At 69.9% G+C, this 20,305-nt stretch carries 20 protein-coding genes and 3 pseudogenes; 13 read left to right on the top strand and 10 right to left on the bottom strand.

Annotated features, from left to right (window positions below; genetic code table 11):
* Positions 1-2: 2 nt before the first annotated feature.
* Both miaA and def read right to left on the bottom strand, forming a co-directional pair.
* A complete protein-coding gene (miaA, locus tag V9G19_RS26665) occupies positions 3-938 on the bottom strand; it encodes a tRNA (adenosine(37)-N6)-dimethylallyltransferase MiaA (protein ID WP_462288397.1) in 936 nt (311 codons plus the stop codon).
* Entirely contained in the window at positions 922-1,500 is a 579-nt protein-coding gene (gene def / locus V9G19_RS26660; protein ID WP_462288396.1) for a peptide deformylase, read from the bottom strand. The genes miaA and def overlap by 17 nt, the downstream gene beginning before the upstream one ends.
* 115 nt (positions 1,501-1,615) lie before the next feature.
* Between def and V9G19_RS26655 the strand changes: the two genes are divergently transcribed.
* A complete protein-coding gene (locus V9G19_RS26655; protein ID WP_462288395.1) occupies positions 1,616-1,798 on the top strand; it encodes an antitoxin in 183 nt (60 codons plus the stop codon).
* Positions 1,799-1,986: 188 nt separating this feature from the next.
* Positions 1,987-2,334 (top strand): hypothetical protein, encoded by a 348-nt coding sequence (locus V9G19_RS26650; RefSeq protein ID WP_462288394.1) that lies wholly within the window; start codon positions 1,987-1,989, stop codon positions 2,332-2,334.
* Between the two features lie 150 nt (positions 2,335-2,484).
* Here V9G19_RS26650 and miaB read toward each other — a convergent pair whose 3' ends face one another.
* The gene (gene miaB / locus V9G19_RS26645) at positions 2,485-4,014 is read right to left on the bottom strand and encodes a tRNA (N6-isopentenyl adenosine(37)-C2)-methylthiotransferase MiaB (RefSeq protein ID WP_462288393.1); all 1,530 of its coding nucleotides are present in this window, start codon (positions 4,012-4,014) and stop codon (positions 2,485-2,487) included.
* A 78-nt stretch (positions 4,015-4,092) separates the two neighbouring features.
* Between miaB and V9G19_RS26640 the strand changes: the two genes are divergently transcribed.
* The 5 genes from V9G19_RS26640 to V9G19_RS26620 all read left to right on the top strand — a co-directional run bounded on the left by V9G19_RS26640 (position 4,093) and on the right by V9G19_RS26620 (position 9,442).
* Positions 4,093-4,731, top strand: a complete 639-nt coding sequence (locus V9G19_RS26640) for a hypothetical protein (protein ID WP_462288392.1) — start codon at positions 4,093-4,095, stop codon at positions 4,729-4,731.
* A gap of 134 nt (positions 4,732-4,865) precedes the next feature.
* Complete coding sequence (locus tag V9G19_RS26635; RefSeq protein WP_462288391.1) at positions 4,866-5,627, top strand: LamB/YcsF family protein; 762 nt, start codon at positions 4,866-4,868, stop codon at positions 5,625-5,627.
* Positions 5,628-5,629: 2 nt separating this feature from the next.
* A complete protein-coding gene (locus V9G19_RS26630; protein WP_462288390.1) occupies positions 5,630-6,244 on the top strand; it encodes a 5-oxoprolinase subunit B family protein in 615 nt (204 codons plus the stop codon).
* Positions 6,241-7,101, top strand: a complete 861-nt coding sequence (locus V9G19_RS26625; protein WP_462288389.1) for a 5-oxoprolinase subunit C family protein — start codon at positions 6,241-6,243, stop codon at positions 7,099-7,101. Before V9G19_RS26630 ends, V9G19_RS26625 begins: the two co-directional genes overlap by 4 nt.
* Before the next feature lie 214 nt (positions 7,102-7,315).
* Positions 7,316-9,442 (top strand): RecQ family ATP-dependent DNA helicase, encoded by a 2,127-nt coding sequence (locus tag V9G19_RS26620; protein ID WP_462288388.1) that lies wholly within the window; start codon positions 7,316-7,318, stop codon positions 9,440-9,442.
* Between the two features lie 231 nt (positions 9,443-9,673).
* Here V9G19_RS26620 and V9G19_RS26615 read toward each other — a convergent pair whose 3' ends face one another.
* On the bottom strand, positions 9,674-9,868 hold the full coding sequence (locus V9G19_RS26615) for a CsbD family protein (RefSeq protein WP_462288387.1): 195 nt from the start codon (positions 9,866-9,868) through the stop codon (positions 9,674-9,676).
* A gap of 72 nt (positions 9,869-9,940) precedes the next feature.
* Positions 9,941-10,702, bottom strand: coding sequence for a membrane protein YczE (gene yczE, locus V9G19_RS26610; RefSeq protein WP_462288386.1), 762 nt, complete (start codon positions 10,700-10,702; stop codon positions 9,941-9,943).
* Between the two features lie 60 nt (positions 10,703-10,762).
* On the opposite strand from yczE, the gene yczR reads away from it, so the two are divergent.
* Together yczR and V9G19_RS26600 are read left to right on the top strand one after the other, a co-directional pair.
* Entirely contained in the window at positions 10,763-12,205 is a 1,443-nt protein-coding gene (gene yczR / locus V9G19_RS26605; protein ID WP_462288385.1) for a MocR-like transcription factor YczR, read from the top strand.
* Positions 12,206-12,719: 514 nt separating this feature from the next.
* A complete protein-coding gene (locus tag V9G19_RS26600) occupies positions 12,720-13,115 on the top strand; it encodes a VOC family protein (protein ID WP_462288384.1) in 396 nt (131 codons plus the stop codon).
* A 69-nt stretch (positions 13,116-13,184) separates the two neighbouring features.
* Here the strand turns inward: V9G19_RS26600 and V9G19_RS26595 are convergent, their stop codons facing one another.
* From V9G19_RS26595 to V9G19_RS26575, 5 genes and pseudogenes are all read right to left on the bottom strand, one after another.
* The gene (locus tag V9G19_RS26595) at positions 13,185-13,883 is read right to left on the bottom strand and encodes a regulatory protein RecX (RefSeq protein ID WP_462288383.1); all 699 of its coding nucleotides are present in this window, start codon (positions 13,881-13,883) and stop codon (positions 13,185-13,187) included.
* A gap of 9 nt (positions 13,884-13,892) precedes the next feature.
* A pseudogene (locus tag V9G19_RS26590) lies at positions 13,893-14,336 on the bottom strand (recombinase RecA family protein); the annotation flags it as partial.
* 80 nt (positions 14,337-14,416) lie between these two features.
* On the bottom strand, positions 14,417-15,409 hold the full coding sequence (locus V9G19_RS26585; RefSeq protein WP_462288496.1) for a hypothetical protein: 993 nt from the start codon (positions 15,407-15,409) through the stop codon (positions 14,417-14,419).
* A pseudogene (gene recA / locus V9G19_RS26580) lies at positions 15,395-16,036 on the bottom strand (recombinase RecA); the annotation flags it as partial. The gene V9G19_RS26585 and the pseudogene recA, both read right to left, overlap by 15 nt.
* A gap of 231 nt (positions 16,037-16,267) precedes the next feature.
* A complete protein-coding gene (locus V9G19_RS26575) occupies positions 16,268-16,801 on the bottom strand; it encodes a hypothetical protein (RefSeq protein ID WP_462288382.1) in 534 nt (177 codons plus the stop codon).
* A 226-nt stretch (positions 16,802-17,027) separates the two neighbouring features.
* Between V9G19_RS26575 and V9G19_RS26570 the strand changes: the two are divergent.
* The 4 genes and pseudogenes from V9G19_RS26570 to V9G19_RS26555 form a co-directional block, all read left to right on the top strand.
* Positions 17,028-17,915, top strand: a pseudogene (locus V9G19_RS26570) (acyltransferase family protein); the annotation flags it as partial.
* A 301-nt stretch (positions 17,916-18,216) separates the two neighbouring features.
* Positions 18,217-19,005, top strand: a complete 789-nt coding sequence (locus V9G19_RS26565; RefSeq protein WP_462288381.1) for an SGNH hydrolase domain-containing protein — start codon at positions 18,217-18,219, stop codon at positions 19,003-19,005.
* A 26-nt stretch (positions 19,006-19,031) separates the two neighbouring features.
* On the top strand, positions 19,032-19,550 hold the full coding sequence (locus V9G19_RS26560) for a hypothetical protein (protein WP_462288380.1): 519 nt from the start codon (positions 19,032-19,034) through the stop codon (positions 19,548-19,550).
* Between the two features lie 9 nt (positions 19,551-19,559).
* Positions 19,560-20,048 (top strand): DUF421 domain-containing protein, encoded by a 489-nt coding sequence (locus V9G19_RS26555; RefSeq protein WP_462288379.1) that lies wholly within the window; start codon positions 19,560-19,562, stop codon positions 20,046-20,048.
* The last annotated feature ends 257 nt before the right edge of the window (positions 20,049-20,305 follow it).

The following is a 20,305-nucleotide window of genomic DNA, read 5'->3' as shown; positions in this document are numbered from 1 at the left end:
CGTCATTGTCCCGGATCTTGGGCGCGCGCGCGGACGGCGGTCAGCGCCTGGGTCAACAGATCTGGGGCGGCGGCGTCCAGCCAGATGATCCGCCGGTCGGGCCGTAGCCAGCTCTCCTGGCGCCGCACATAGCGCCGTGTCGCCTGCGCCGTTGCCTCGATGGCGGCCGCTTCGGTGAGCTGTCCGTCGAGTTGGGCGAGCGCCTGCTGGTAGCCGATCGCCCGCGGCGCGGTCCGCCCGGACCGCAGCCCGTGGGCGTCAAGTTCGCGCACCTCCGCGAGCAATCCCAGCGCCCACATCTGTTCTGTCCGTATGCCGATCCGCGCGTCCAGATCCTTCCTCGCCATTGTGAGGGCGAGGGTGAGCGTCGGTCGCCGGTAGGTGCGCTCGGGGTGCACGCCAGCGAACGGGCGGCCGGTGAGTTCGACGACCTCCAGGGCCCGCACGATGCGCCGGGTGTTGGTGGGCAGGATCTGTTGCGCGGCAACGGGATCAACATCGGCAAGGCGTTGGTGGGCTGCCGCGGGGCCGTGGTCATCGGCATACGACTGCCAGCGGGCGCGCACGAGCGGATCGGTCGGCGGGATGTCGAGCGTATCAATCGCGGCCCGAACATAGAGGCCGGAGCCACCGACGAGGATCGGGACGCCGCCGCGGGCGGCGATCGCGTCGAGATCGGCTCTGGCGCAACGTTGATAGGCCGCCAGGCTAGCCTCTTGGGTCACGTCGAGGACGTCGAGTTGATGATGCGGTATGCCGCGCCGCTCTTCCACCGGCAGCTTGGCCGTGCCGATGTCCATGCCGCGATAGAGCTGCATCGCGTCGGCGTTGACGATCTCGCCGCCAAGACTCTGGGCGAGGTCGAGGGCGAGGGCCGACTTGCCGGTTGCGGTGGCACCGACGATCGCCAGGATTGACGGCTCAGCTGTCGTGGCCAAATGGGTCCTCGTCGACGCCCGGCAACCAGGTGTGGTCTGGCCCGGTCCAGCCCTTTGATCGAATTGCTTTGCGCGCCTTCTTCTTCCACTTCTCACTCAGCCGGTCGACATAGAGGAAACCGTTGAGGTGATCGTATTCGTGCTGCATGCACCGGGCGAACCAACCGGTCGCCGAGAACGTCAGTTCCTTGCCATTGCGGTCATAGCCCCGCACCTCCGCGGTGAGGCCGCGGCGCAGGGGGTAGTGGAAGCCCGGCACCGACAGGCAGCCCTCCGACTCGTTGTCGGGATCAGGCTCACCATCGCTGGGACGCCCTGGCCGCACAAAGGGATTGATGATGGCGCCCACCTCGGGAATCCCGTCGTCGTTCTCCAGGTGCCAGGTGAAAACCCGCAGCCCCACGCCAATTTGCGGTGCGGCCAACCCAACTCCGTGGGCGGCGGCCTGAGTCTCGAGCATGTCGTCGATGAGGCGCTGGACGGAATCACCGAAATCGGTCACCGGCTCGGCCCGCCGGTGCAGCACGGGATCGCCGGTGATGACGATGGGATGAATGGGCATACGGGCAATTCTCGCATTGGAACTCCTCCCAGCCAGTTCCCAGGTTGGTCCGCCTAGGATTGCCTCAGCGCGCCAACCGGCGCCGTTCCCGAGTGAGAGGAGGTCGAGCATGGGTATGTTCGACGACATCAAGGGCAAGGCTCAGGACGCCATGGCCGACCACCCCGACAAGGTCGAGGGATTCAGTGACCAGGGCATCCAGAAGGCCGGCGACCTCGCGGATGGTGCGAGCGGCGGCAAGTTCGGCGACCAGATCGACGGCGCCGAGCAGAAGGCCGACGAGGCCATCGGCGAGTAATCGCCCCTCGAGTCGTCGTGGGCGTCCGGGCTGCGGCCCGGGCGCCCACACGTATGCCGGGCCGCGATTGTTGTACGCGCGATCGCGCCGAATAGCCTCAGGCCAGACCCCTGCTCGGCCGCCCAGTCGTGTTACAACATGGTTGCGGCAGCAACGAAGCGGTCGCACCCTTCGAGCGAGGAGCACCTATGGGCCTGCTGGACGACATGAAGGACAAGGCCGGGGATTTGGTCGACGCCGCCAAAGACCTGGTAGGGGGCGCCGGGGACGCGACCGGTGACGCGGCCCGCGATGCCGGCGACGCGGCGGGCGATGCGTGGGACAACACCAAGGCTGCCGCGAGTGACGCCGGTGACTCGATCGGCGATACGGCCGAAGACGCCAGCGACGCCGCCGGCGACGCGTGGGGCGACGCCAAGGACGCCGCCGGCGACGCGGCAGACGATGCTGGCAACGCGATGGGCGACGCCAAAGACACGGCGAGTGACACCTGGACCGACGCCACCGACGGGGAGGGCGACGGCCTGACTCGCTAACGCCGCCGCTGTTTGGGACCGGTCGTGAGCGCCCGGCGTCACCGGGGCACCACGGCTGATGGCGCCAACCATGTGGACGCAATAACCGTCAGCGGACGCAAATACGTTTGCGTCCGTTGACGGTTATTGCGTCCAGTTGGTCCTTGGCGCTCACGCCGGGCAGGCGCTGACTGGAGTGAGCGCTGCTGTGGGCGGGGCGCCGAGTCGCGGCATACCCAGTGAGACAGGGGGTTTGACGCCTGCCGAGCCGGCCGGAGCGGCGTCATGGAGCGCGGCCCAAGCATCTCCGCCCGCGGTGCGGCGCACGGCATACGGGCCGCCGCCGAGGCCCGAGTCGGCGATCAGGTGGTGCGGCGCCCCATAGGTGACGGCGACGGTGACGGCATCCCCCGGCCGGGGACGCTCGCCCCCCTCGGGGACCGCGAAATGCACCAGCCGGTTGTCCCGGGCCCGCCCGGACATGCGCGCGGTGGCCTGGTCCTTGCGGCCCTCTCCGGGTGCGACGAGAACCTCGACCTCGCGTCCCTCCTGGGTGCGGTTCTCGGCCCAGGAGATCTCCTCCTGGAGTGAGATGAGCCGATCGAAGCGTTCCTGCACAACGGCTTTGGGGACCTGACCGGCCATCGTCGCGGCGGGGGTTCCGGGCCGGACTGAGTATTGGAAGGTGAACGCGGACGAGAAGCGCGCGGCCTCCACCACGCGGAGGGTCTGGTCGAAATCCTCCTCGCTCTCACCGGGGAAACCGACGATCAAGTCCGTTGTGATCGCTGCGTGCGGGATCCGCGCGCGCACGGCCTGAAGGATGCCGAGGAACTTCTCGCCGCGATAACTGCGCCGCATCGCCTTGAGCACGCGGTCCGAGCCGGACTGCAGGGGCATGTGCAACTGCGGCATGACATTTGGGGTGGACGCCATCGCCTCGATGACGTCGTCGGTGAAGGCTGCCGGATGCGGGCTGGTGAACCGGACCCGCTCCAGGCCGTCGATCTCGCCGCAGGCGCGCAGCAGTTTGGCGAAGGCACCGCGGTCACCGAACTCCACGCCATAGGTGTTGACATTCTGGCCGAGCAGGGTGACCTCGATAACCCCTTGGGCAACAAGGGCTTCCACCTCGGCCAGGATCTCTCCCGGCCGACGGTCCTGCTCCTTGCCGCGCAGGCTGGGGACGATACAAAACGTGCAGGTGTTGTTGCAGCCGACCGAGATCGAGACCCACGCGGCATACGCGCTGTCGCGGCGGGTGGGCAGCGTCGACGGGAAGGTCTCCAGCGACTCGAGGATCTCGATCTCGGCGCGCCGGTTGTGTCGGGCCCGGTCGAGCAGCGCCGGCAGCGAGCCGATGTTGTGCGTGCCGAAGACGACGTCCACCCAGGGAGCCTTCTGCAAGATGGTGCCGCGGTCCTTCTGAGCCAGACAGCCGCCCACCGCGATCTGCATGCCCGGGTTGCGCAGCTTGGCCTGGCGCAGCACGCCGAGATTGCCATAGAGCTTGTTGTCCGCGTTCTCCCGCACCGCGCAGGTGTTGAACACCACGACATCGGCCACCTCCGGCCGCTGTCCCTCGGGCAGCCCGGCGACGTCGGCATAGCCTGCCGTCTCCAGCAGCCCGGCCAGGCGCTCGGAGTCGTGGACGTTCATCTGGCATCCGTGGGTGCGCACGTCGTAGTAGAGCTGGCTCATCGCACCGCCAAGAGTACGCGTTCGCCATGGCATGGCGGCTCCGTCAACCTAGGAAGAGGGGCAGCGCGTGCTCGAGATATGGGAACCACGACCCGGATTCTGGTAATCACCGCGCTGGGCCTCGCCGTCGGGTCGGCCGGGTGCGGGGACGCGTCACCGCCTACAACGACCAGGGCGACGTCTTCGCCGGCCACGTTGATTCCGACCACGTCAACCGTCGCGGTCTCGACGGGCATAGCCACGAGCGCAGCCGTTGCCGACGAGTTGGGCGCGGGCCTGGCGCGGCTGGCCTTGGACCCGGGCCCCGACGCGGTGGCGGCGCTCCCGTTCGGCGAGCGTGTGTGGCTCGGGCTCGGGCCGACCCTCATCGCCCCCGTCGCGCGCTCGAGCCTGGCCGAGCCGGCGAGGTGGCGAATCGAGCCACCCGAGGGTCACTATCGCGCCAGTGTCGGCCCGTTCTCCGCGCTCGACACCCTCCAGCACCACCTCGCGGCGACTGGACTCGAACCTGAGCGCGCGTTGCGCGTCATTCACGGCGAGCACACCGACTGCTTCGGTGCTCCCGCCGCGGCTCCCCCGAGGCTGGCGCGCGCCGAGCGCATCGCCATCCAGCCGGCGGATGGCACGATCGACAGCTGCATCCAGTGGTTCAGCGTTGATGCATTCGTCCAGGTGGAGGACATCGTCGCGGTAACGCTTGACGTTGGCGAGCCGTAACCCACACCGGGACGCGTCCGGGATCGACCGGGACGAGATGGCCGCGGGGTTCGCAGTCGGCTGCTGACTGCACGCCCTGTCGTCGAGTTGAGCCAAGCCCCAGGCGGCCCGGTCGAGGGGTGGACAATGGCTTGATGTCACGCATCGATCTCAACGCCGACCTCGGCGAGGGCTTCGGGCGGTGGTCGTTGACCGACGACGCGGGGCTGCTGAAAGTCGTGACCAGCGCCAATATCGCGTGCGGCTTCCACGCGGGTGATCCGGCCACCATGGAGCGCGTATGCCGCCTCGCCGTCGCTCAAGGGGTCGCGATCGGGGCGCAGGTTTCCTACCGGGACCTGGTTGGCTTCGGGCGTCGGTTCATCGCCGCGTCCGCCGACGAGCTCCGCGCTGACGTGCTCTATCAAATCGGGGCGCTGGACGGGTTTGCCCGTGCGGCCGGCGGGCGAGTGTCCTATCTCAAACCGCACGGGGCGCTCTACAACGCGGTGGTGCACCACGAGGCCCAGGCGGCGGCGCTGGTGGCCGCCGTGACGGCATACGACCGAGAATTGTTTGTGCTCGGCCTGCCTGGCTCGCGGTGGCTGACGCTCGCCGGCGAGGCTGAGCTGCGGACAGTGGGCGAGGGGTTCGTCGATCGCGGCTACACGACGACGGGGACCCTCGTTCCGCGCGGCGAGCCGGGCGCTCACGTCGACCCGGCGGACATCCCGGCCCGCGCCGTCGCGATGGCGAGCGACCGGAGCATTGTGAGCGTGGACGGGTCACCCGTCGCGACCCCGGTCGAGAGCCTGTGCGTCCACGGGGACTCCCCCGGTGCCGTGGCGACGGCGCGCGCGGTGCGCTCTGCCCTGGCAGCGGCGGGCGTGTCGGTGCGGTCATTCGTCGAGGGCTGATCGTGCGCGTCCTTCCCTGCGGCCCGGATGCCGTTCTCGTCGAGGTGGATTCACTCGATGAGGTGCTCGGCTTCGACGCGGCTGCGCGGGCGGCGGACATCGCCGGTATCACCGAGACGGTGCCGGCCGCGCGCACAGTGCTCGTGCGCTTCGACCCGCACGCCACGGGCGCGGACTTCTTGCGCGCGCGCCTGACCCGACTCAGATGGGCGCCGCGGGCGCCCGAGGACGGCCCGCTCGTCGAGATCCCGGTCCGCTATGACGGCAGCGACCTGGACGAGGTGGCCCAAGCGTTGGGGATCGACGTCGCGGAGGTGATCGAGCGGCATACGGCTGCTGCGTGGCGGGTGGGATTTGTCGGGTTCGCACCCGGGTTCGCCTATCTCGTCGGCGGCGGGGACGGGCTGCGCGTGCCGCGGCGCACGAGTCCTCGGGTGCAGGTGCCCGCGGGGTCGGTGGCCCTGGCCGACGAGTATTGCGGTATCTATCCCCGTGCCTCGCCCGGCGGTTGGCAGCTGCTCGGCACGACCGACGCATCGCTGTGGGACCCGAGCCGGGCAGAGCCGGCGCTGCTCGTGCCGGGCACGCGCGTGCGCTTCGTGGCGGTGGGGCGGTGAAGGCCCTCGTCGTTGAGAAGCCCGGGCCGCTCGCGTCGGTGCAGGATCTGGGCCGGCTGGGGTATGCCCGGCTGGGGGTGAGCGCGGGCGGCGCCGCCGACCGCGGCGCGCTCCGGCTCGCCAATCGGTTGGTCGGCAACGACGCAGGCGCGGCCGGGATCGAGGTGACGGCCGGCGGGTTCGCGGCCCGGGCGGAGGCAGATCTCGTCGTGGCGGTGACCGGAGCGCTAGGCCCGGTCACGATCGACGGCCGCGAAGTGGGCACCAACGCCCCCCTGCTCTGGCCATCCGGGGCGCTCGCGGAGGTGGGTATGCCGGTGGCCGGCCTGCGCAGCTACCTCGGCATCGCCGGTGGCATCACTTCCCCGGTCGTTCTTGGCTCGCGGTCCTACCACGCGCTCGCCGGGCTCGGCGCGCCGGTGGCGGCCGGGGACCGGCTCCCGATCGGCGCGGAGCTGGCCGACCTGCCGGTCGCGGACCAGGCGCCGGTGCCGCCTCCTTCGGGCACCCACGTGACCCTGGAGCTGACCGGCGGCCCGCGCCGGGATTGGTTCACGCTGGAAGCGCTGGCCGGTTTGGGGGCTGCGGACTATGTCGTGACCGCCGAACTCGACCGGACCGGCATCCGGCTCGACGGGCCTGCGCTTGCCCGGGCCGACGACCGCGAGCTCGCCAGCGAAGGCATGGTCCGCGGGGCCGTGCAGGTCCCGGCCTCCGGTATGCCGATCCTCTTCCTCGCCGACCATCCGGCCACCGGCGGCTATCCCGTAATCGGCGTGCTCACCGAGCGCGCGTGCGATCTCGCCGCGCAGCTCACGCCCGGTATGCACGTTCGGTTGCGTCTGGTGGACCGCTGAGCACGATCACCAACTCGGCCAACGTGGGGTGACCTGCACCAGGTGAGGTATGCCGCACCTCCTGCAGGTCGGCGGGTCGGGCCAACGGGAGGGTGACCTGCACCAGGTGAGGTATACGGCACCTCCTGCAGGACGGCGAACCTTACCGGCGTCAGGCACCCCGAGAAGGCGATGGGAGAGGGTTGTCGGTGGCGCGGCATACGGTGAAGGCATCATGAACGCGTCCAAGGTGCAGCCAACCGACACCGACCTGCGCACCGCCGCCGAGGAGGCGGTGCGGCGCCTCGTCGGGCGCGCGGACGCGACCTTTCGCGACGGGCAGTTCGAGGCGATCGACGCGCTCGTGCGCGAGCGCAGCCGGGTGCTCGTCGTCCAGCGCACCGGGTGGGGCAAATCGGCGGTCTACTTCGTCGCGACGGCGCTGCGCCGGGACTCGGGCGCCGGGCCGACCGTCATCATCTCGCCGCTGCTCGCCTTGATGCGCGACCAGATCGCGGCCGCCGGGCGGGCGGGGATCTCGGCGGTGACGATGAACTCGGCGAACGCCCAGGACTGGGGCGCTGTGCGCGACGCGCTGGCGCGGGACGAGGTCGATGTGCTGCTCGTCTCGCCCGAGCGGCTCAACAACCCGCGCTTCCGCGAGGAGCAACTGCCCGACCTCGCGCGGCGGTGCGGGCTGCTCGTGGTGGATGAGGCGCACTGCATCAGCGACTGGGGCCACGACTTCCGGCCCGACTATCGCCGGATCAAGGACCTGCTCGACAGTCTCGATGCCCAGGTGCCCGTGCTCGCGACCACGGCGACCGCGAACGCGCGTGTGGTCGCCGACGTCGAAGCACAGCTGGCGACCGGCGGGAGCGCGGTCACCACGATCCGCGGTGGGCTGGCTCGCGACTCGCTGCGCCTCGGCGTGCTCGGCTCGATGGCGCCCGAGCAGCGACTCGGCTGGCTGCTCGCCCACCTCGGCGAGCTGACCGGCAGTGGCATCGTCTATGCCCTGACCGTGAGCGGCGCCGAGGACATCGCCGCCGCATTGCGCGCGGCCGGGCACGAGGTCGCCGCCTACACCGGGCGCACCGACCCGGCCGAGCGCGAACAACTTGAAGAAGCCTTGCGCGACAACACGATCAAGGCACTCGTCGCCACCTCGGCACTCGGGATGGGCTTCGACAAACCCGACCTCGGATTCGTCGTCCACGTCGGTGCCCCGTCCTCGCCGGTCGCCTACTACCAGCAGGTCGGCCGTGCCGGGCGCGCCACCGAGCGGGCCGATGTGCTGCTGCTGCCGGGGCCCGAGGACCAGGACATCTGGCGCTACTTCGCCTCGGTGTCGATGCCGCGCGAGGAGCAGGCCAGCGCGGTGCTGCAGGCGCTCGCCGAAGCCGGGCGGCCGCTCTCGACGGCGGCAATCGAGACGATCGTCGACATCCGCCGCACCCGGCTGGAGTTGCTGCTCAAGGTGCTCGATGTCGACGGGGCGGTCGATCGGGTGACCGGCGGTTGGGTCGGGACGGGCGCGCCATGGACGTATGACGCGCAGCGCTATGCCTGGGTCGCCGAGCAACGCCGGGCGGAGCAGGAGCAAATGCTCGCGTATGAACGCGCGACCACCTGTCGGATGGCCTTCCTGCAGCGGGCGCTCGACGACGCGACCGCAGCCGACTGCGGGCGATGCGACACCTGCGCCGGGGTGTGGTTTCCGACCGATATTCCGCAGCGGGTCATCGGCGCGGCCCGCGAGCGCCTCGACCGGGTCGGCGTGCCGGTCGAGCGGCGGGTGATGTGGCCGACCGGGATGGACCGGCTCGGTGTCCCGGTCAAGGGGCGGATCGGGCCGGGCGAGCAGGCCGCCGAGGGCCGGGCGCTGGCGCGGCTGAGCGACCTCGGCTGGGGTCAGCGGCTGCGTCCACTGCTGCAGAGCGACGCGCCGGTGCCGCCGGAAATCCTGCGCGCCGTCGTCCAGGTCCTCGCCGGATGGGGGTGGGCGCAGCGCCCAGTCGCCGTGGTCGCCGTGCCGTCGCGCTCGCGGCCCCAGTTGGTCGGCTCGCTCGCCGCCGGCATCGCCGAGATCGGCCGGCTGCGCGACCTCGGCAGCCTCGACCTGGTCGACGGTGGGCCGACCGGCGAGCCCGGCGGCAACAGCGCCTTCCGTCTCGCCGGGGTCTGGGAGCGACTGGCCGTCGGGCCGCTACTCGCCGCGGCGCTGGCCGGCATCCCCGGGCCGCTGCTGCTGGTCGATGACCTGGTCAGCTCCCGGTGGACGATGACCGAGGCCGCGCGCCTGCTCCGGGCCGCAGGCGCACCCGAGGTGCTGCCGCTGGCGCTCGCCATCGACGGTTAAGGCCGGTTAAGGCAGAGGGGTCCCCGCGCCCGGGCCGCCCCACTCCTCGAGGCCGCCGATTCGGTGAGGTGCATGGTCGGGCGGCGCAGCCTCGGCGCAGACGCAACAGTCGTCAACGGACGCAAATACTATTGCGTCCGTTGACGACTATTGCGTCCGCGCGGGGCCTTTTGCGTCTGGATGGGCAAGACATCCCACGTGGACGTAGGTGGTTGTACCAGCCGACTTGGCCTACTTCGTGAAGGCGTCCTTCACGTCGCCAACCGCGTCTTTGACCTTTTCGCCGGCCTTCTTGACGCTGGCCTCGGCCTGATCGCCCTTGCCTTCGGCTTCCAACGACTCGTCGTCGGTGGCCTTGCCGGCGGCCTCCTTGACCTTGCCGGACGCATCCTCGGCAGCGTTGCTGATCTTGTCACCGATACCCATGGCGTGCTCCCTTCGTGCGGCTGAGTTGCCGCTGTCCCTCCACGGTCCCCGGGATTGGGCGGCTCGTGGGGATTAGCGCCCCTCGAATTCCGGGCCGCATGAGGTGACCTCGCTCTCGTGGTCCGCCAGGCTGGGCCCCGACGAGTGGTCCGACGCTCGCACGGGATGCGGCAGGCGGACGGTGACGATCGGCAGGAAGAACTGCACGATCGGGCCGATGAGAACGGCATACAGGACCGTCCCGATGCCGGCGGTCCCGCCGAGCAACCAGCCGAGGGCAAGCACGGTCAGTTCCAGCGAGGTGCGGACCAGGCGGATCGATTTGCCCGTGCGGCGGGCGAGCCCGGTCATCAACCCATCACGTGGCCCCGGGCCGAGCTGGCTGCCGATATAGAGCGCCCCGGCGAGACCGTTGGCCACAATGCCGCCGAACAAAAACGCCCACCGACCACCGAGATTGGCCGGCGCGTCGAGCACGGTCAAGGTGGCGTCGGTGGCCAGGCCGATCACGATCGCGTTCAACAGCGTTCCTAGACCGGGCCACTGGCGCAACGGAATCCACAGCACCAACACGGCAAAGCTGGTGACGATGACCACGGTGCCGAAGCTGACGCCCCAGTGGGTCTGCACGCCCTGGTGGAAGACATCCCACGGATCGAGTCCAAGCGTGCTGCGCACCAGCATCGCCATCGATGCGCCATACAGAATCAGCCCGAGCAACAGTTGGATCAGCCGGTGGGCCGTCCGGCCGGCGCGCACCTGGTCCAGGGGCGATAACGCGACCAGGTCGACGCGACGGGTTAGGCCGCGCCGGGCGAGATGGAAGGGCGACATACCAACATCATGGCCCAAAGTGGCCTACATTTCGATAGCCAATTCTGAGAGACTGGCCCGATGACGCCCACGGTCTCCGCCGCCCGGCTCGCTCGCCTGCTCGGCGAGGCACCCACCGCGCGGCCCGCCTACCGAGCGGTCGCCGATGGCCTGAACACACTGCTGAACGACGGCCGGCTCGCCTCCGGCACGCGCCTACCGAGCGAACGAGAGCTGACCGCCGCGCTGGGCTGCTCTCGGACGACGGTTGCTCGGGCGTATGCCGTGTTGCGCGACGACGGACGGCTGACCTCCCGCCGTGGCTCCGGGTCGGTTCTGGCGCTGCCCGCGGGACGAGGGGGCGGGCGGTCGAGCCGCGTGCTGTCCCCGGCGCTCGACCTCGACCCCGGCACGATCGATCTGACCTGCGCCGCGACGCGTGCCCCCGCGGGCATGGCGGATGCGTGCGCCGCCGCCCTGGCCGCGCTGCCGTCCTATCTCGATGACAACGGCTATGCGCCGGTGGGCTTGGCCGACCTGCGGGCGCTGATCGCCGAGCGGTATGTCCGAGCCGGACTGGACACCCGTCCCGAGGACATCCTGATCACCTCCGGCGCGGTCTCGGGGCTGGCCATCGTTGCCCGGAGCCTGGTGCGACCGGGCGATCGCGTGCTGACCGAGTCACCGACCTATCCCAACGCGGTCGAAGCGCTGCGGCGAGCCGGCGCTCGCATCGCCACGATTCCGGTCGACCCCGAGGGCTGGGATGTGGCCGAGGCCGTGCGTGTCATTGGCCATGCCGGCGCACGGCTGGCCTATCTGATCCCCGATTTCCACAACCCCACCGGGGCGCTGCTCGATGAGGATGGGCGCAGCCAGCTCGGCCGTGCCCTGGGGGCCGCCGGGACCGTGCCAGTCATTGACGAGTCGATCGCCGATCTTGACCTGGACCGGTCCGCGCAACGGCCTCGGCCGTTCGCCCGCTTCGCGCCGGAGGCGATCGCAATTGGCAGCGCGTCAAAGTCGTTTTGGGGCGGGCTGCGGATCGGGTGGTTGCGGATGCCGCCGGGGCGCGCCGGCGCGTTGCTTGAGGTCCGCGCCGGTTTGGACCTTGGTGCCCCGATTCTGGAGCAGCTGATCCTCGCCGAACTGCTGCGCCGCCACTCGGACCTGCCTCCTGGCCGGCGCGGGGATTTGGTGGCGTCGCGGGAGGCCACCAGGTCCGCCCTTGGCTCCATGTTGCCCCAAGCTCGGTTCAGTATGCCGCGCGGTGGACTGTCGCTCTGGGTGGAGATCCCCGACGTCCCGGCAGTAGCGCTCTGCCCGGCTGCGGAAGCCACCGGCCTGCTCCTTGCTGCCGGACCACGCTTTTCTCCCGGCGGCGGATTCGAGCGCTTTGTCCGGATTCCGTATGTTCTTCCGAAGGAGACCATGGTCGAGGCGGTCCGCCGGCTCGCCCGGGCCTGCTGCGTGGCCCGAGCGGGGACCGGAGAACACTCGGCGACGACAGCTTTCATCGCCTGAGCCGCTGCCAACGGGCTCGGCCGGCAAGCGCCCGAGCGATGTCGACCACGACGAGCGCCACCGCCACGGCAACCGACACCGCCGACCGACTGGGAATTGGGTCCTCGACAGTCACTTCCCGCCGGTCGGGCAGCCCACACGGCCACGGACACCGCGACCGAAAGCGGCACCGCGATCACGCTGCCGTCGGTGGAGGAGATGGCAACCGACCTGCGCGACGCCGGGTAGAGAACGCCCAGGACGTGGCCCAGGCCGTTGAGGACGGCGGCCCCTACCCTCGGCCTGAACTGATCCGAGGAACTCATCAGTGACCGGGTGCCCGCAGGAAAGCTGAGCCGTGCACGCGCGGTAGACGTCCAGCAGACAGCGAGCGGCACCTGCCCCGCCAACCGGCCGAGCCGATCCCTCAGATCGGCTCAGCCGGCGCTCTCCCGGGGCGCACCCTCCTCATCGACGATCGCCGGAGCGCATGGGGATGTGACTTCGCCCGACGCTCATATGTCACGCTGCACCCGTGTCCATCCGCATCGAACGACTCGATCATGTGCAACTGGCCCTCCCCCGCGGCGGTGAAGACCGCGCTCGAGCCTTCTGGGTGGGGATCCTTGGGATGTCCGAGCTGCCGAAGCCGCCGGAACTGGCTGCCCGCGGCGGCTGCTGGTTTGCCAGCGCCTCCGGCGCCGAAGTGCATGTCGGGGTCGAGGAACCCTTCGCGCCGGCGCGCAAGGCGCATCCGGGCCTGACCGTGATCGGCCTCGATGACCTCGCCGCGACCCTGGGCGAGCACGGCATCGACGCCCGGTGGAGCCAAGAGATCCCCGGTGTCCGGCGCTTCCACGCCGACGACCCGTTCGGCAACCGCATCGAGTTCATCGACGCAACGGCAACGGGCCACGGCAGCGTTTCCTAGCCAACCGATCCCGTGGGCGGACCGCGATCGGCCGACGGCTGCTTGGACGGTCCCCAATGGGCAGACGCGCTAGTCGCGTCGCTGCTCGGCGGTGGCGTCGACCTCTTCCAGCACCACTCGCGTCGCCAGGCCCGATGGGTAGCCCTTGCGGGCGAGCATGGCGACCAAGCGACGCAACGTGACCTCCCGATCGAGGCCGTGCATTCGCGGCAATCGGCCGCGGACGAGATCTCGAGCTCGCTCGGCTTCGTGAACGTCATCGATCTCCTCCAGCGCAGCGGCGGCTATCTCGTCGGCGACCCCCTTGCCCCGCAGCTCGTGAGCCAGCGCCTGCTTCGACAGGCCGCGGGTGAGCTGTTTGGAGCGGACATAGGTCTCGGCGTAGGCGGCGTCGTTGACGAGCCCCACCTCGCCCATCCGCGCCAGAACGTCCTCGGCCACCCCTGGATCGCACCCGCGCTCCGCGAGCTTGGCGCGCAGCTGGGCTCGGGTCTTGGGGGAGTTGGCCAGCTGACGCAGCACGATCTCGCGGGCGAACGCGTGCGGGTCGCGGGCCCCGTCACGTGCTCCCCCGCCATCGGGCTCGTCCCCGTCGTCGCCACGCACGGCACGGTCGCGCTGTAGCGCCGGCCCGACCTGGTGACCGCCGCCGGACTGCGTGAGGTCCGGCGGCGGCCCCGGCGGGCGGTGTGGGCTCCCGCCGGCTTCGATCCGGGCGACGGCGGCGCGCAGCGCGTCGAGGTCGGGCCCGGACGTGGCTGGTGACATGGGATCGGCCTAGAACTCGACCGGGACCTCCGGGACCGGTGGGGCATCGACCCGGGGCCCGACGCCGAGCTTCTCCTTGATCTTCTTCTCCAACTCGTCGGTCAGGTCGGGGTTGTCCTTCAAGAAGTTGCGGGCGTTCTCTTTGCCCTGCCCGAGCTGGTCGCCCTCGTAGGTATACCAAGCTCCCGACTTGCGGACGAAGCCCTGGTCGACGCCCATGTCGATCAGACCGCCCTCGCGAGAGATGCCCTGGCCATAGAGGATGTCGAACTCGGCCTGCTTGAACGGCGGCGAGACCTTGTTCTTGACCACCTTGACGCGGGTGCGGTTGCCGACAGGCTCGCTGCCGTCCTTGAGCGTCTCGATCCGACGGACGTCCAGGCGCACCGAAGCATAGAATTTCAGCGCCTTGCCACCGGTCGTCGTCTCGGGGCTGTTGTGCACCATGACGCCGTCGACGAAGTAGTTGTGCGTGCCGCTCAACCTCGATGTCGAACTTGCGCATCGACCGGGTCTTGGGTTTGACGTGAACGTCAAGCACCTCGGCGGGCATGAGCACCTGCGCGCGGCGAAACGTACTCCGGCACAACGCCGAACCGGCCGCGAAGCCCACCGAGCAACTTGTAGTCCATTGATGGGTGCACGAACGGAGCCACGAGTTCCAGGAACCGGCGCGACCCGGCGGTGGTCAGCTGCAGCACGGCCTGTTGGGTGGCGCCTCGCAGCGCGACCCGTGACTCGACGCCCCAGGTATCGCGCAGGTAGTCCACGAGCCGGCCCTGTGAACCGACGCTCATGGCCTGCACGCCGAACTCCACCCGGCCACTGCCACCAGCCGTTCGCCGTTGGCGGCCTTGGCTGCGCACCGTGAAGCAACCGTCGTCCATGAACCAGATCGCCAGGGCGAGCGGGGTCAACGCCTTCAGGTATTCCTCGCTGAGGTGCTTGCGACCATCGCCCCAGTAGACGACCTGGCGCAGCTCGCCCAACTCGGCAAGCGGGGTGAAGTCGACGTGAACGGCCCCACTTGGGCGGGTCGTGAGGCTGCACGGGATATTGCCAAGGAGCTCCACCTTCCAATCGAGGTAAGCCTGCTGGGCGGCCCCGTGGCCGAGGCGGTAGCGGACGCCGGCGCGCCCCTGCCGATTCGGCGCCAGGTGGCCATCACCCATCAACCCGCCGAGGACGACTTGCCACTGCTGGTCGGACAGGCGTGCGGTCTCGCAGACCAGGACGCGGTCGCCAGCGATGATCTCACCGGCCTCGCGCCAACCTCCCGGGGTCCGGACCAAATGGTTCTCGGTGGCCGCGAACTGTGATCGGCCGTTGCCGCCGGACTTCGCGACGGTGAACTGCAGGAAGCGCTCGGCGTTGCCGTTGTCGAACCAATTGGTGATCGGCCGAGCGACGATCTGGTCGGTGCCCGGGTCGTAGGTGCGCACCTCGACCGCGGCGCGCGCGTTGACGAGCTTGCCGATCTTTTCGGTGCTGCCATCCGCGAGAGTCACCCGCGTCGAATAGGACATGCAGCCAAACATCACTCCGATTTTTTCGCGCAGCTGGTTGATGAAGATGGCGGTCGTGCCGGTGGTGCTGAGGGCGCCGGTGATCTTGCGCAATGCCTGGCTCATCAGCCGCGCCTGCAGGCCGACGTGGCTATCGCCCATCTCGCCCTCGATCTCGGCGCGGGGCACGAGCGCAGCGACCGAGTCGATGACGATGATGTCGATCGCGCCGGAACGGATCAGCATGTCGGCGATCTCGAGGGCCTGCTCCCCCGTGTCGGGCTGGCTGACCAGCAGGGCGTCGGTGTCAACGCCGAGCTTCTTCGCATACTCCGGGTCGAGCGCATGCTCGGCGTCGATGAACGCCGCGATCCCGCCGCCGCGCTGGGCGTTGGCGACCGCGTGCAGCGCCACCGTCGTCTTGCCGCTGCTCTCCGGGCCATAGATCTCCACTATCCGCCCCCGCGGAAGCCCGCCGATGCCGAGCGCGACATCGAGCGCGATCGCCCCGGTCGGGATCACCTCGATCGGCAGGCGGACGTCGTCGCCCAGGCGCATGACCGCGCCCTTGCCGAAGTTTTTCTCGATCTGCCCCATCACCTGCGTCAGCGCGCGGGCCTTTTGCTCCTCGTCGGGCTTGATCGCCATGTCACACCTGCCTGTCTGTCTCGTTGTCGGGCGCGCCCACCTGCGACCCGGCCAGGCGAAGACCGCCCGTCGAGTCAGACGCTAGATGCGACCACCGACAACCCGCCCCATCCACCGGGTGATCCTGTGGATAACTGGCGCGGCTGGCCGGGGTGCACCTGGGGACAACCTAGCCGCAATTCTGTTCGAATGAGGGAGGTGCACGCTCGGCGTGTCACCACGCGCGAAATCTCACCCGCGTGCGCGGCCGCCCAGCCCGCGAGCCGCAGCATGCGCCAACGCCAGGCCGAGCACAGCGAACTTCGCCACGGCCGCGCGCTTGGCGATCCACAGCGCCGGGGCGACCGCCGCATCGGGAACGGCCCGCACGCCCAACCCCCGGTCCATGACCCGAAGCAGCGCGACCCCTTCGACGGCGTCGCACACCGCGGCCACGCCCGGCAGGGCCAGCGCCGCCCGGGCCGGCGGATCGGAGGAACCCGAGCGGCGGTTGACCCAGGCGATGAGCAGCGTGCCGAAAGCGGCATACGAGATCTGGTAGCCGAAGTCGAGCAACAGCGAGCGCCGGGCGGCCGAGCGCCCGGATGGTCCCCACGCCGCCAACAAAGCGGCGCCACGCTCCGGGGTGCCGGCCAGCTCGAGCGCGACGATGCCCTTGCCCCCTGCGGCGCGCAGTTGCCGTTCGCACCGCGCCACCGGCCCGGTCACCGCGGCAAAGGCCGCCACCGAGCCCAGGAGCGCAAGATCGAGGCGATCGCACGGCATACCGAAACGCTACCCGACGCCGCGCGTGGCCAGCCGTTGACACCAATCGCCACCAGGTAGCCTTGACCCCCGGCCCCGCCCCGGGCAGGCAGCCCACAACCCTCACGAGCGCCGGTGACTCAGCAGACCCTCCCCACATCGACCCCGCACACTCCGACATCGGCCCGAAGCTTCCGGCCCGACGTCGAGGGCATGCGCGCAATCGCGGTCGGCACCGTGCTCTGGTATCACGCGGGACTGCCCGTGCTCAGCGGCGGCTTCGCCGGGGTCGACATCTTCTTCGTCATCTCCGGCTTCCTCATCACCGGGCAGCTGGTCCGCGAGGTCGAACGGAGCGGACGGCATCTCACTGCCGCGCTTTTATGCCCGCCGGGCCAAGCGGCTCTTCCCTGCCGCCGCCACCGCGCTCGTCGCGACCGCACTCTTGACCCGGCTAACGCTCTCCCGGATCGACTGGCTCAACTTCGGCGGCGACATCATGGCCGCCGCGGCCTACTTCGTGAACTGGCGCTTCGCCGCCAGGGCGGTCGACTATCTCGCCGAGGACGTCACGCCCTCGCCGGTCCAGCACTTCTGGTCCTTGGCGGTCGAGGAGCAGTACTACATCGTCTGGCCCGTCCTGCTCCTGCTGCTCGCCGTCATCATCCGTCGCCGCCGCCTGCCGGTGCGCCCGACGATGGCCCTCGGGCTGGCCCTGATCGTCCTCCCGTCGCTCGCCTGGTCGGTGCACCTGACCCAGGCCGACCCAGCCCGCGCCTATTTCGTGACCACCACCCGGCTGTGGGAACTCGGCGTCGGCGCGCTCATCGCCGTGGGCGCGACGGCGTGGAGTCGGCTCCGCCCCGTCACGGGGGCCGCGATCGCCTGGGCCGGTATGGCGCTGATCGTCGCGGGCTTGCTGCTGCAGACCACCAAGACGCCCTGGCCCGGGACCGCGGCCCTGGTCCCCGTTCTGGGGGCTGCCGCGGTCATTCTCGGCGGGTTCTCGGCCGGCGGCGCCGGCCCGGTCCGCCTGCTCGGCCTGCGTCCCATGGTGTGGGTCGGGGGGCTGTCCTACTCGCTCTATCTGTGGCATTGGCCGCTCGTTGTCGCAGCGGCCGGCCGCTGGGGCGAGCTGAGCGCGTGGCACGGCGCGGCGGTGGTGACCGCGAGCGTCATACCGGCGTATCTGACCCATCGGTTCGTCGAGAACCCGCTGCGCTATCACCCGACCGTCTCGCGGAGCACCCGGGTCGCCCTGGCTCTCGGTGCGGCCTGCTCGCTGATCGGGGTCGGTGCCGGCGCCGCGCTCGCCGCCTCCGGAGCCAACAGCGGCTTCACCAGCCCGAGCCCTCGAGGCAGCGTTGGCGGCGCCGGCCTCGGCGGTGGCGAGGAGCCCAATCCGACGCCGAGCATCGACATGCACCCCCGCGACGATGACACCGGATCCGCTCAAGGCGACCGCCGACGTCCCGCAGTTGTATGCCGATGGCTGCCAGGTCGAGGCCACCTCCGCCGAGGTCATCAGCTGCGACTACGGCGACAAGAACAGCGCCACGATCGTCGCGATGGTCGGCGATTCCAAGATGGGCCAATGGCTGCCGGCCGTCGATGCGATGGGCAAGGCCAACGGCTGGCGGATCCGGACCTACACCAAGTCCGCCTGCCCGTGGAACGCCACCACCGTCGAGCAGTCCGAGCAGCCCTACACCACCTGCCTCACCTGGGGCCAGGAGGTGCTGCGGCGCCTGACTGGCCCGGAGAAGCCGCACGCCGTGCTGACCAGCGCCGTGCGCTCGACGGCCTACCCCGGGCGCGGTTCCACTCCGGACCGGGCGGCGATGATCGCCGGGTATGAGCAGTATTGGTCCGCCCTCGGCAAGGCCGGCATTCCGGTGATCGCGATCGCCGACACCCCCCAACCGGGCAAGGTCGTCTATGAGTGCGTCCTCGACCACCCCGATGACCTGATGACCGCCTGCAAGGGCGACTGGAACCGCGGCGCCGGGACCTCCGCCCTGGAACCGGCCGCGAAGGCGGTCGCCACCGCCCGCTTCGTCGACCTCAACCCGTGGATCTGCCCGCGCGAGCAGTGCTGGCCGGTCATCGGTGGCGTCCTGGTCTATCGGCAGGGATCGCACATCACGGCCACGTATGCCGCCTCGCTCAGCGAGCCGTTCGCCCGGCTCGTGGTGCCGCTGATCAAGGAACTCGCCCGTTCGTGAGGCGGGCCGGGCCGTAGGGTGCCAGCGTGAGCATCGAAACGGTGCCGGACGCGCACACCGCCGACCAGGCCGTCCGGGCGCGCCGGCTGCGGCGTATCGGGTTGGCGCTCTTCGCGGTTCCGGTCATCGCCGCCGCATTCGGCCTCTTCGGCCCGCGGACCGACCGGGTCCAGGACAGTGTCGGCGGATATGTCCTGGCGCTCGACTACCCGCGCGCGAGCCGCTCCAGCATCGTCACCCCTTTCGTGCTGACCGTGACCAAGAGCGGTGGTTTCGGGGATGATCCGGTCGTCGTCCGGATCGACCGCGCGTTCTTGGATCACCTCGACTTCCAGAACTGGTATCCAAACCCCTCGGCGGAATCCAGCGATGGCGAGCAGACCGTCTACGAGTTCGACCCGCCGGCCGGAGATACTCTCCGGGTCAGCCTCGATGCCCGCACGGGACCCAACCAGGGCTTCTCGTCGCGGACGTATGCCGTGGCCCTGCGAGGCGACGACACTCCGGTCGCCGAGGTGACCTTCCGCACCACCTTCTGGCCGTGAGGAGTCGCGATGGAGCTGATCGTGCGCACCGTGGTGATCTTTGTCGCCCTCTGGTTGGTCATGCGAGTCGCCGGCAAACGCGAAGTCGCTCAGATGGACGCCTTCGACTTGGTCACGATCATCGTCCTGGGCGGACTGGTGACCCAGGGAATTCTGCAGGAGGACTACAGCGCCGTGAGCGCCCTCGTCTCCTTGGGCCTGGTGACGCTGTTGTCGGTTGGCCTGTCCTGGCTGGGCTGGCGTTCGCCCCGGATCGGCGCGCTGATCGAGGGGACACCGACGATCCTGCTGCGCGACGGGCAGCCCGATATCGAGGCGATGAAGGCGGAGCGCGTGTCCATGGCCAACCTTCTCGCCGCCGCGCGAGAGCACGGCGTGCGCAGCCTGGACGAGATCGACTTGGTCGTTCTTGAGGCCGACGGCGCGTTCAGCTTTTTCACCCGGGACGACGACGCGGACGACGACGAGCCTGACCCGCCCAAGGCGCAGGCGGTCTGACCACCGCGTGCCGGCCGGACCGAACCCACGGATGAGGGGTGTGCGCCCGCGGGAGGGTGCACTGCAACAAGTGAGAGATACGGCACCTTCTGCAGGACAGCGACCCGCGCCAGCGGGAGGGTGCCCTGCAACAAGTGAGGTATACGGCACCTTCTGCAGGACAGCGACCCGCGCCAGCGGGAGGGTGCCCTGCAACAAGTGAGGTATACGGCACCTTCTGCAGGACAGCGACCCGCGCCAGCGGGAGGGTGCCCTGC

The organism is Nostocoides sp. (assembly GCF_037045025.1).
In the GTDB taxonomy this organism is placed as follows: Bacteria; Actinomycetota; Actinomycetes; order Actinomycetales; family Dermatophilaceae; genus Nostocoides_A.
The sequence above is the reverse complement of the archived record's forward strand: the minus strand, read 5'-3'. Positions and strand labels throughout refer to the sequence as shown.

What these genes read in the sequence shown, in the direction of transcription:
- def (WP_462288396.1), bottom strand. Translation starts at nt 1,500, where the DNA reads ATGCCCATTCATCCCATCGTCATCACCGGCGATCCCGTGCTGCACCGG.
- V9G19_RS26655 (WP_462288395.1), top strand. Translation starts at nt 1,616, where the DNA reads ATGTTCGACGACATCAAGGGCAAGGCTCAGGACGCCATGGCCGACCAC.
- V9G19_RS26650 (WP_462288394.1), top strand. Translation starts at nt 1,987, where the DNA reads ATGGGCCTGCTGGACGACATGAAGGACAAGGCCGGGGATTTGGTCGAC.
- miaB (WP_462288393.1), bottom strand. Translation starts at nt 4,014, where the DNA reads ATGAGCCAGCTCTACTACGACGTGCGCACCCACGGATGCCAGATGAAC.
- V9G19_RS26640 (WP_462288392.1), top strand. Translation starts at nt 4,093, where the DNA reads ATGGGAACCACGACCCGGATTCTGGTAATCACCGCGCTGGGCCTCGCC.
- V9G19_RS26635 (WP_462288391.1), top strand. Translation starts at nt 4,866, where the DNA reads ATGTCACGCATCGATCTCAACGCCGACCTCGGCGAGGGCTTCGGGCGG.
- V9G19_RS26620 (WP_462288388.1), top strand. Translation starts at nt 7,316, where the DNA reads ATGAACGCGTCCAAGGTGCAGCCAACCGACACCGACCTGCGCACCGCC.
- V9G19_RS26615 (WP_462288387.1), bottom strand. Translation starts at nt 9,868, where the DNA reads ATGGGTATCGGTGACAAGATCAGCAACGCTGCCGAGGATGCGTCCGGC.
- yczE (WP_462288386.1), bottom strand. Translation starts at nt 10,702, where the DNA reads ATGTCGCCCTTCCATCTCGCCCGGCGCGGCCTAACCCGTCGCGTCGAC.
- yczR (WP_462288385.1), top strand. Translation starts at nt 10,763, where the DNA reads ATGACGCCCACGGTCTCCGCCGCCCGGCTCGCTCGCCTGCTCGGCGAG.
- V9G19_RS26595 (WP_462288383.1), bottom strand. Translation starts at nt 13,883, where the DNA reads ATGTCACCAGCCACGTCCGGGCCCGACCTCGACGCGCTGCGCGCCGCC.
- V9G19_RS26585 (WP_462288496.1), bottom strand. Translation starts at nt 15,409, where the DNA reads ATGTCCTATTCGACGCGGGTGACTCTCGCGGATGGCAGCACCGAAAAG.
- V9G19_RS26575 (WP_462288382.1), bottom strand. Translation starts at nt 16,801, where the DNA reads ATGCCGTGCGATCGCCTCGATCTTGCGCTCCTGGGCTCGGTGGCGGCC.
- V9G19_RS26565 (WP_462288381.1), top strand. Translation starts at nt 18,217, where the DNA reads ATGACACCGGATCCGCTCAAGGCGACCGCCGACGTCCCGCAGTTGTAT.
- V9G19_RS26555 (WP_462288379.1), top strand. Translation starts at nt 19,560, where the DNA reads ATGGAGCTGATCGTGCGCACCGTGGTGATCTTTGTCGCCCTCTGGTTG.